This window comes from Allosphingosinicella sp., assembly GCF_036387615.1.
Taxonomy (GTDB): Bacteria; Pseudomonadota; Alphaproteobacteria; order Sphingomonadales; family Sphingomonadaceae; genus Allosphingosinicella.
Genome location: NZ_DASVTH010000030.1, coordinates 22,632 through 32,628 on the forward strand (window position 1 = coordinate 22,632; position 9,997 = coordinate 32,628).

The 9,997-nt window shown below is 65.2% G+C and carries 7 protein-coding genes; 4 read left to right on the forward strand and 3 right to left on the reverse strand.

What is annotated here, in order from left to right; all coding sequences use genetic code 11:
* Positions 1–54: 54 nt before the first annotated feature.
* A complete protein-coding gene (locus tag VF631_RS05490; protein WP_431849274.1) occupies positions 55–4,086 on the reverse strand; it encodes a TonB-dependent receptor domain-containing protein in 4,032 nt (1,343 codons plus the stop codon).
* Positions 4,087–4,381: 295 nt separating this feature from the next.
* Here VF631_RS05490 and VF631_RS05495 point away from each other — a divergent pair, with 295 nt between their 5' ends.
* Positions 4,382–4,993, forward strand: coding sequence for an outer membrane beta-barrel protein (locus VF631_RS05495; protein WP_431849275.1), 612 nt, complete (start codon positions 4,382–4,384; stop codon positions 4,991–4,993).
* A 76-nt stretch (positions 4,994–5,069) separates the two neighbouring features.
* Here the strand turns inward: VF631_RS05495 and VF631_RS05500 are convergent, their stop codons facing one another.
* Both VF631_RS05500 and VF631_RS05505 read right to left on the reverse strand, forming a co-directional pair.
* Positions 5,070–6,245, reverse strand: a complete 1,176-nt coding sequence (locus VF631_RS05500) for an acetyl-CoA C-acetyltransferase (RefSeq protein ID WP_431849276.1) — start codon at positions 6,243–6,245, stop codon at positions 5,070–5,072.
* Between the two features lie 36 nt (positions 6,246–6,281).
* On the reverse strand, positions 6,282–7,364 hold the full coding sequence (locus VF631_RS05505) for an alpha/beta hydrolase (protein ID WP_431849277.1): 1,083 nt from the start codon (positions 7,362–7,364) through the stop codon (positions 6,282–6,284).
* Here VF631_RS05505 and phaR point away from each other — a divergent pair.
* The 3 genes from phaR to VF631_RS05520 all read left to right on the forward strand — a co-directional run.
* Entirely contained in the window at positions 7,363–7,908 is a 546-nt protein-coding gene (gene phaR, locus VF631_RS05510; protein WP_431849278.1) for a polyhydroxyalkanoate synthesis repressor PhaR, read from the forward strand. The genes VF631_RS05505 and phaR overlap by 2 nt on opposite strands.
* Before the next feature lie 58 nt (positions 7,909–7,966).
* Positions 7,967–9,271 carry an amidohydrolase family protein gene (locus VF631_RS05515; protein WP_431849279.1) on the forward strand — a complete coding sequence of 435 codons (1,305 nt, stop codon included), beginning with the start codon at positions 7,967–7,969 and terminating at the stop codon, positions 9,269–9,271.
* A 76-nt stretch (positions 9,272–9,347) separates the two neighbouring features.
* Positions 9,348–9,997: magnesium chelatase domain-containing protein (locus tag VF631_RS05520; protein ID WP_431849280.1), on the forward strand; the 650-nt coding region annotated here is incomplete at its 3' end.

The following is a 9,997-nucleotide window of genomic DNA, read 5'->3' on the forward strand; positions in this document are numbered from 1 at the left end:
AGGGGCGGCGAAACCGGTGGTTTCGCCGCCCCGAAGTCGAACCGGGTCTGTTCCTTAGAAGCGCAGATTTGCTTGAACGCTGAAGCGGCGTCCAATGTCGTCAGGCGTGCCGGTCGCCAGCGCGATCGACTGCGCGAACGGTGCCGCAAAGCGCTTGTCGAAAATGTTCCGAACCGTGAACTGGAACCCGAACCGCTTTTCCTCACCGAACGAGAAGCCGACAGTCGCGTCGTGCAACGCGAACGCGTCGAAGCCGAGGATATCCTGGACCTCGTTCTGCTCCGGCGTGCCCGGGATGGGAGCGCCGCCGCTGAAGATCCTGGTCGAGTCCTGATAGTTCATCGTCCACTGGCCGAAGAAGCCGCTCGGCGCCTCGTAACGGGCCCGGAGCTGCAATTCCCATTCCGGACGGAACAAGGTTCCCGCCGACTCCTGGGCATTGGAGAAATCCCCCGTGGGCGCGTTCAGGTAATTGATGAGGTGGTAGGCGTTTGCAAACAATTCCAACCTGCCGGCGTCGGTGCCGAAGAACCTGTCCAGATTGAAGTTATATTGGGCGTTCATGTTGACGGCTTTGACCCGCAACGATCCCAGGTTGATGAAGCCTGAGGTGAAGCCGTTCGCGATCTCGAACGGCCGCGCATCGCTCGCACCCTGGCGGCTGAAGAAGCTGCAGACATTCACGCCAACTTCGGTCGCCGTATCGGGAAAGTTCGGGCTGTCAAAGCAGGTCTGGAGGGCGGTGGTCAGGTTGGTCGGAATGATCTGATCGAGGAGATCAACCGTGATATAGTCGGCCGCGATCTGGAACCCCGGAAGGAAAGACGGGGCGAAGGTCGCGCCAACCGTGTAGCTTTCGCCACGCTCCGGCTGCAGCCCGGGGGAGCCCGCGAAGGAGCCGGTCACGGAACTGCCCGACGGAACGAACCCGGCCAGGAAGTCCTCCGCCGATTGCCCCGCAGCAAGAACCCCCGCCGCCTGAACGGCAGCGATGCAGTTGGCGCGGCGCACGGTCGGGTTGGTGCCGAGGCCGATATTCCCGGTCGAGCATGGCTCCGTGAACGCATTGATGAAGGACGGCTGGCCGCCGAGGAAGAGCTCCACGATCGAGGGCTGGCGAAGCGACCGGGTCACGTTGCCGCGCACTGTGATGTCCCGGACTGGCCGCCATGAACCGGCGAGCGAGTAGATCTCGTTCCACTTACCCTTTGCTTGCTGAGTCAGCACGGTTCCGTTGAGGAGCTGCACGTCCGGAGCATCGCCGGACTGCCTTACGAAGCGGATGCCGGGCGTGAAGTCCAGATTCCGGAACAGCGGGATGTTGAAGTCCTCGCCGAAGATCGGAATGCGAGCTTCCACGCCGATTTCGTAATTCTGGATGAAGCCCGAAGTGGCTGCAATCGCAGCGAAGCGCGTTTCGCCGAACTGCGCGCCGCGATCGGGGCGGAAATCGATCGTGTCCTTACGATAGTCACCAGCAATCGCGTAACGGATCGGCCCGGCGGGAAGGTCGAACAGCGCGCCGGAGAGCGATGCCTGTCCGAAATACTGCTCACCGATATTATCGAACTGGATGTCACCGATCACATAGTCGCGAGATGCCTGGCTCTGCTGGCGGAAACCGAACGGATTGAGCGGCTGACAGCCAGCGATCTGCTCAGGAGTGACGGTGCGGACTGACAGACGCTCGACCTGAACGCCCTGGGCGTTCGGTTCGCGCACGATCTCGATGGCGTTGATGCCGCGGGGCAGGCCGCGGGCTGCCGGATCGATCTGGGCGCGGCAGACAATATTGCCGGTGGCCGGATCGCGAACGGCATCCAACGCGAGCGCATACTCGATATCACGAATATTCCGTTGCCTCGAAACCGTCTCCGACCGTCCATAGGTGAATGACGCATCAAAAGTTTGGCTGCGACCCAGCACGTTGAAGTCGGCTTTAGCGCCGATTGCCGTGCGGTAGGTGTCTGAGTTGTTCGAGAACGGATTGCGGCCGGGCGCCAGATCCTGGTTGGTACGCGACAGGATGAAGTTGCCATTCGTGGCCGTCGTGCCGATGCCGACGGCCCGCAGAGCTGTGCGATCTTGCTCGTCCAAGAACGGGTTGTTGATGTTGAGAACAAGCGCCGCATTTTCAGTGGTGTTGCCGGTGATCGCGTTGCCGCTCAGCCCGTTCTGGAGTGCGGTGCTCTCGACGCGCGCATACAGGTTCTCGGTGTAGATCCGGATGTCGTCCGTGACGTCGTAATGCGCGAACAGATTGACGATGTGACGGCGCTGCTCCGCACGCAGAACCGTGTTGAAGGCGGGATTGAAGAAGCCAGTTCCGCCAGCCGCGCCGCCGGTCGTGCTCGGGGTTGTGGCTGCGTCAATTGTGGCCGGCAGGATTTGGACGATGTTGCCGTTGGCGTCGAACTGCAGTGCGCGAGCGACGCGTGGGAACAGGGCTGCCGTGGCTGGATCGGTGTTTGCAACCGTGGGGAAGTTCTGAACGCCGACGCCGTTGGGGGACGCGGTCGCGAACGTGCCAACGAACAGATTGACGTCGGTGTTCGGATTTGCCGCAAGGAATTCGCGCGGCGTTGGTCGGTTCGCCGCCAGGAGCTGGAGAGCCAGATTGTCGCGCTGCGTTCCGCTCCCTTGGCCGGCCAAGCTCGGCGAGAAGCGGCTAATAACCGCATTAGAAAAAGCGTCGCGTTGCGCGATAGCTGCCGCCTCGGCCGGAGTGGGCGCCCGTGTGGGAGGAACCACCGGTCGGGATCCGGGCAAGGTGCTCGGCGCGAAGTTACAGAAATTCGTGAGGTTTGTGATATTGCATCCGGCCGGGCCGGCGGCAACGGGAGTGCCTGGCACGAGGTTCACGTTGCCGGCCTGAACGCCATAATTCACCGCCGGGCGGGAATTCGCGACTGTCAGGTTCGCGGGAACCGCGTTGGTCCCGAGTCCCTGGAAGGGTTGAGTTGCAGAACCGCCGTTGGCGATGAAGATCGAGCCTGTATTAGACGTCAGGATCGATCCGCCGAAGAAGCCGCTTCCCGCGACGTTATTCGGAACCAGGTCGGAGCCTTGAGGAAGGAACGCGCCGGTGCCGGCCGCGGCATTGACGGTAAGGCTCGGGGTGAAGGCCTGATTGCGAACGCCGCCATTGCCGAAGAAAGTCGGCGCGATCGGGTTGAGAAGATACTCGCGGCGCTGATTGGCCTGGACACCTTGGTCGAAATTGGTTTCAGCCGAGAGGGTGACGTTGCCGCGGTCACCAGCGAAGTTGGTTCCCGCGGTGCCGGCGATCCGATAAACGAAAGCGTCGCCCTGAGCGGAGATTCCGCTGAGCGCATTGAACGAGAAACCCTCGAAGTCGTCGCGCAGGATCAGGTTGACCACGCCCGCAATCGCGTCCGACCCGTAGGCCACCGCGCCGCCCACCGTCAGCACATCGGCACGGCTGATCAAGGCCGTCGGGATCACGTTCAGGTCGACCTGGCTGCCCGTCACGTTACCGGCGACGAACAAGGTGCCCGAGTTGCCGCTCACGAAGCGCCGGCCATTCACCAAGGTCAGAGTACGCGCGGTGCCAAGGTCAAGAAGGTCGACGAAGGACACGCCGAGGCTCGACGGCTGACCGCCATTGGTGCCGAACGGGCTTGCGCCCGGACCGACCAGCGGAATGTCATTCAGCACGTCAAGCGCGTTTGTGAAGCCGCGGGCTTCGATCTGCTCGGCGGTGACCTGAGCGCCGGGAATGGTGCCTTCGAACTGCGGACGCGGGATGCGCGAACCGGTGACGACCAGGGTCTCCGACTCGGGAGCATTCGGGTCGAGCTCTTCCTGAGTAGGCTCTTCGTCCGAGGGGGTGGTCGCCGGATTGGTGCCGGGTGCGGTCGCTCCGGGGGTGCCTTCGGCCGGCTGGACGCAGTTGCCGGTGGCGGGGTCGCGATCCGGATTGCCGGGATCGCATTGTTGTTGAGACTGAGGCGTTTGTGCCGGCTGAGCGGCCTGCGCATGAGCCGGCGTGGCAACCGCGAAAGTGGCACCAACAACAATAGCCGAGCGCAGCGCGCTCGAACCGAGCAATCCGAATTTCGTCATCCCAGTCATCCCTTCTGAGCAGCCGTTTGTCCCCGGCGTGGCTGTCCGACTGACTTAGTTAGGCAATGGGCACAAGAACCTAGCTTTGCGCATTCATCGATTGTTCACCCGTGTAACAGTTCTGCAACACCGACCGAGCGGTCTGGCATTTCGCGGATCAGCCGAGCCGCTGCTTGGCGCAACTGTTGCGTGGTGGACACGCCACCGCAAGAAAACTGCAACAAGCTCCGAAACGGGCTGACAAGCTGCTGATCTTGATGGAGGAAGTCGCCCTTCTAATCAGGGGATGAAGCTCATGAAGAAGTTCGCGCTGCTCGCAGTTACGTTCGCCGCTGCCCTGAGCAGCCCGGCCTTGGCCCAGGAGGCGGCCGCAGACACTGTCGGCGGCTTTCGTCTGGAGGCGATGATCGGATATGACATCTTGCGCGCCGAGTTCCTCGAGGCCGAGGGCCGTGACGACAAAGGCGGCGTCTTCGGCGGGGCGGCGGTGGGATTCGATTTCCCGCTCGGAGCGGCCCTGTCAGTGGGGGCGGACGCTGAACTCACTTTTGCGACGACCGATATCGTTATTCCGGACGATCCCGCCGAAGCGGGCCCTGAGCCGGAAGGCAGGATCGAAACCAAGCGCGATATCTACGTCGGCGGTCGTCTCACGGCCCATCTGAGCGATTCGGTCGCCCTGTACGGCAAAGCAGGTTACACCAATCTGCGGGTGGGGCTCGATCTTACGGATGATGAAGATTTGGACTTCGACGTCGCCGGCAATCTGGACGGCGTTCGGGGCGGCGTTGGCGTTCAGGTCCGTGGTGACGACCGGGCATATTACGGTTTTGAGTATCGTTACTCGAATTACGAAGCCGATGTGGATCGTCATCAAGCAATGCTCGTCGTCGGCTATCGTTTCTGATCGGGTCGCGGGCGTGAGCGTCGCGCCTTTGTAATCTTTGGCGGCCCCGCTCCCACTGAGCGGGGCCGTTTTCGTATTAGCGCTCCACGCAGATCGACACGCCCATGCCGCCGCCGATGCAAAGGGTCGCGAGGCCCTTCTTGGCGTCACGGCGGCGCATTTCATACAGCAAGGTCGTCAGCACACGGGCGCCGGACGCGCCGATCGGATGCCCGATCGAGATGGCGCCGCCATTGACGTTGACCTTGTCGGCGTCCCAGCCGAGCTCCTTGCCGACCGCCAGCGCCTGGGCGGCGAAGGCTTCGTTGGCCTCGATGAGATCGAGATCCTTGATCGTCCAGCCGGCTTTCTCGAGCGCGCGTTGGGTGGCGGGGACGGGGCCGATGCCCATGATCGATGGGTCGACGCCGGCGGAGGCGAAGCTGGCGATGCGGGCGAGCACGGGGGCGCCGCGGCGCTCGGCTTCCTCGCGGCTCATGATGACGAGCGCGGCGGCGCCGTCGTTGAGGCCGGAGGCGTTGCCGGCGGTGACCGTGCCGCCTTCCTTTTTGAAGGCAGGCTTCAGACCCGCAAGGCTGGCCACCTGGACGCCTTCGCGGATGAATTCGTCGCGGTCGACCACCGTGTCTCCCTTGCGCCCCTTGATGGTGACGGGCGCGATCTCGTCGTCGAAGCGGCCCTCGCGACGCGCGGCTTCGGCCTTGTTCTGGGACGCGCAGGCGAAGGCGTCCTGGCTCTCGCGGGTGATCTGGTAGCGCTCCGCCAGATTCTCGGCGGTGATGCCCATGTGATAGCCGTTGAACGCGTCCATCAGGCCGTCATTAACCATCGTGTCAACCAGCTGGAGGTTGCCCATCTTGGTGCCGCCGCGGACATTTTGCGCGTGCGCCGACATGCTCATGCTTTCCTGGCCGCCGGCGACCACCACCTTGGCGTCACCCGCCATGATCGACTGGGCGGCGACTCCGACGGCGCGAAGGCCCGAGCCGCAGACCTGGTTCAGGCCCCAGGCCGGCACCTCCTTCGGCACGCCGGCGGCCATGCTCGCCTGGCGTGCGGGATTTTGCCCCTGACCGGCGGTCAGCACCTGGCCGAGGATCACTTCCGAAACCTCACCGGCCTCGACGCCGGCCTGAGCGAGTGCGGCTTCGATCGCGATGCGGCCCAGCTCATGGGCGGGGGTGGCGGCATAGGCACCGAGGAAAGCGCCGACGGGCGTGCGCTTGGCGGCGGTAATCACGATCTCGGTCATGCGAGGTCTCCAATGGTTCGGTTCGCGCCGCCCCTATCAGGTGGGGCGTGGGCGGGAAAGCCAGGCATCCAGTGGGTCCCACAGCGCCGCGCCTGCGCGCCGGCCGACGACCATCCCGACATGACCCAGCGCCAGCTCCAGGCGCTCGGCTCCGGGAGGCGCGGAAGCGGCGGGCACGATCCGGTCGGTGGTGGAGATGATGTGGAAGGCGGGGCAGGGAAGGGCGGCGGGGTCGATGGGCTCGGTCGCCACCTTCCACTCGCCAGACCCGGGCAGGTCATGCGCGAAGAAGTTCTCGAACATTTCGCGAGCGGCGGCTTGCCCGAGGGGCGGGCCGTCATTGGCCCAGTCTTCGAGGGTGACGAATGCGCGGGCCTCCGCGCTGCCGGGCGGCATGCCCGCGAAGGACTCGAACTTCGTGACCGTGCGGCGCGGATCGAGGCTCCAGAAGGCGCTTTGCAGCACTTCCATAGGCAGCACGCCCAGAGCCTGGGCGGCGGGCGCGGATCGAACCCAAAGATCGCTCAGCTGCCCGCGTGCTTGATCCGAAAACCCGGAAAATCGCCACGGGGCCGCGATGGTCGCCAGCTTTGGCACTGGCGCAAGCGCGGCTGCGGCGATCGCCATGGTGCCGCCGAGGCAATAGCCGACAAGCGCCGGCGGCTCATCGAGCTGGCTCATCAGCGGGATCAGGATCTCGGACACGTGCTCGGCTACCGAGAAGGCCCGGCGTTCGGCCAGGTCGGAGCCCCAGTCGAGCAGCAGCACGCGGTGCCCGCGCCCCGCCAGCCAGCGCAGGAGGGAACGCTCGCCCAGGTCGAGGACGGTGGGCGGGTTGATCAGCGACGGCACGAACAGCACTGGTGGGCCGCTTCCGCCATAATCGCGCAGCGTCGCGCCATGCAGCTGGGCGATACCGGGCATCGCCTCCGGCGCCGGATCGCGCGGCGCTTCCTGGTAGGCGCGAAGGCCGGCGAGCGCGCGCGCCGTTCGCGCGGGGTCGCCCGCGGTCTCCCGGGCCAGCATGTCCAGGAACAGGATCAGTGGGCGGGGCTTGTGTTGCGGTGCGGCAAGCTCCGGTGCTAAGGCTGAGCCCGCCTTTTTGTCAGGATTCGCCATGGCCTCCGCGTCCGGCGACGATGTCGTCACCATCAAGAAATACGCCAACCGGCGGCTCTATAACACCGAAAGCTCGACCTACATCACGCTCGAGCATCTCGCCGAGATGGTGCGGCAGAAGCGCGAGTTCCGGGTGGTCGACGCCAAGACCGGCGAGGACATCACTCACAACATCCTGACCCAGATCATCATGGAAGAGGAGGCGCGCGGCACCACGATGCTGCCGGTCAATTTCCTGCGCCAGCTGATCGGGATGTACGGCGATTCGATGCAATCGATGGTGCCGCAATATCTCGAAGCTTCGCTTGAGTCTTTCCAGCGCAATCAATCCCAGTTCCGCGATGCAGTGGCCGGTGCTCTATCCGGGGGCCCTTTCGTGGATATCGCCAAGCGCAACATGGAGCTGTTCACGGCCGCGGCGGGCGCGCCCATGCCCGCCAAGGCTGAGCCGGAGCAGGCAACCGCCAGCCGCGAGGACGAGATTGCCGCGCTCAAGAGCCAGCTCGCAGCCCTCCAGGCCCAGGTCGAAAAGCTCGCCAAGTAAGCTCCGTTGCATTCCCCCGCCCGCGCAATAGGCTATGCGTAAACCAAGGGGATGAGGAATGCGAATATCGATCTTGCTGGCTGGGGCGGCCGCTTTGCTGCCTGTCGCTGCCGCGGCGCAAACCCCGACCGGCCCTGTCACGGTAATCCATGCCGGACGCCTGCTCGAGAGGCCGGGACGCCCGCCGCGCGGCCCCTCGACACTGATCATCCAGGGCGGAAGGATCGCCGAGGTGCGCGACGGCCATGTCGCGGGGCCGGCCGGCGCGACCTTGATCGACCTGTCCGACCGGTTTGTGCTCCCCGGGCTGATCGACAGCCACGTTCACCTCGATTCCGACCGCGCGGGCAATGAAGGCCTGCTCGCCGGATTTACCGAAAGCCCGCAGCTCGGCGCGTACGAGACGCTATGGAATGCGAAGAAGACGCTGCAGGCGGGCTTTACTACGGTCCGCAACCTCGGCGACCCCGGCGGGACCTTGGCGCTGCGCGACGCGATCGCGCGCGGCTGGGCCGAAGGCCCCCGCATCGTCGATGCCGGCCGCTCGATTTCGACAACCGCAGGTCACATGGACGCGAGGCTGGGCGTTGCCGAGGACATGCACGAGGCGATCGGCGCCGAAAATCTGTGCGACGGGCCGGACGAGTGCCGCAAGGCGGTGCGCCTGCAGGTCGGGCGCGGCGCGGACGTGATCAAGATCGCGACCACGGGCGGTGTCAACAGCCGGATCGGCGCGGGGTTGGGCAAGCAGATGTTCGACGACGAGGCCAAGGCGATCGTCGAGACCGCGCACCTGCTCGGCAAGAAGGTCGCGGTCCATGCCCACGGGGCCGACGGCATCAAGGTCGCGCTGCGGGCGGGTGCGGACTCGATCGAGCACGGCACACTGATGGACGAGGAAAGCATTCGATTGTTCAAGCAGACGGGGGCCTATTACGTGCCGACGCTGTCCACCGTGAACGGCTATCTGGAGCGGATTGCCAAGGACCCGAACGCTTATCCTCCCGAAGTCCGCGCCAAGATCGATTATCGCATCTCGATCACGGGCAAGGCTCTGGAGAAGGCGGTCCCCGCGGGGGTGAAAATCGCCTTCGGGACCGATGCGGGCGTCTCCAAGCACGGCCGCAACGCCGATGAGTTCGAGTTCATGGTCAAACACGGCATGACGCCGGCCCAGGCGATCCAGGCGGCGACGGTCAACGCCGCCGACCTGCTTGGCCTTGCCAACGAGATCGGCACGCTCGAGCCGGGCAAGGAGGCCGACCTGATCGCGGTCGCCGGCGATCCGCTGCGGGATGTGACGGTGTTGAAGCGCGTCGGCTTCGTCATGGCGGACGGCAAGGTTCACAAGAACCAGCGCTAAGCCTCTGCCGAATCGGACACTCGACACGTCCGGTCTGCCACGCCACAACGGGCCGTTCGGGGGAGGGGGCTCCAAGATGGTCGCGCATGTCGCCACGGTGGCGTTTCTGGGACTGGAGGCGCGCGCGGTCGAGGTCCAGGTTCAGATTGCGAGCGGGCTGCCCAAATTCCTGGTGGTCGGCCTGCCCGACAAGGCGGTGGGCGAGAGCCGGGAGCGGGTCCACGCCGCGCTGGCGGCGATCGGCCTGTCGCTTCCGCCCAAGCGCATCACCGTCAATCTTTCCCCCGCCGACCTGCCCAAGGAGGGATCGCATTACGATCTGCCGATCGCGCTCGGCCTTCTGGCGGCGATGGGAGCTATCGATGCCGAGACGCTGGCCGGCTATGTGGTGGTCGGCGAGCTCGGGCTCGATGCGCGGGTTGCGCCGTCGCCCGGCGTTCTGCTCGCAGCCATGCACGCGTCCGCGCGCGATCTCGGGTTGATCTGCCCGGCCGCGCAGGGATCGGAAGCGGCCTGGGCGGGCGACATCGAAGTCCTGCCCGCGCCCGATATCCTCGCCCTGCTCGCTCACTTCCGCGGCAACTCCGCTCTTTCGCCGCCCACTCCCGGAGAAGCCGAGCGGGCGCCGCCCGGGCCGGACCTGTCCCAGGTCAAGGGCCAGGAGACGGCCAAGCGCGCCCTGGAGATTGCGGCGGCGGGCGGTCACAATCTGCTCCCGTTGGGAGC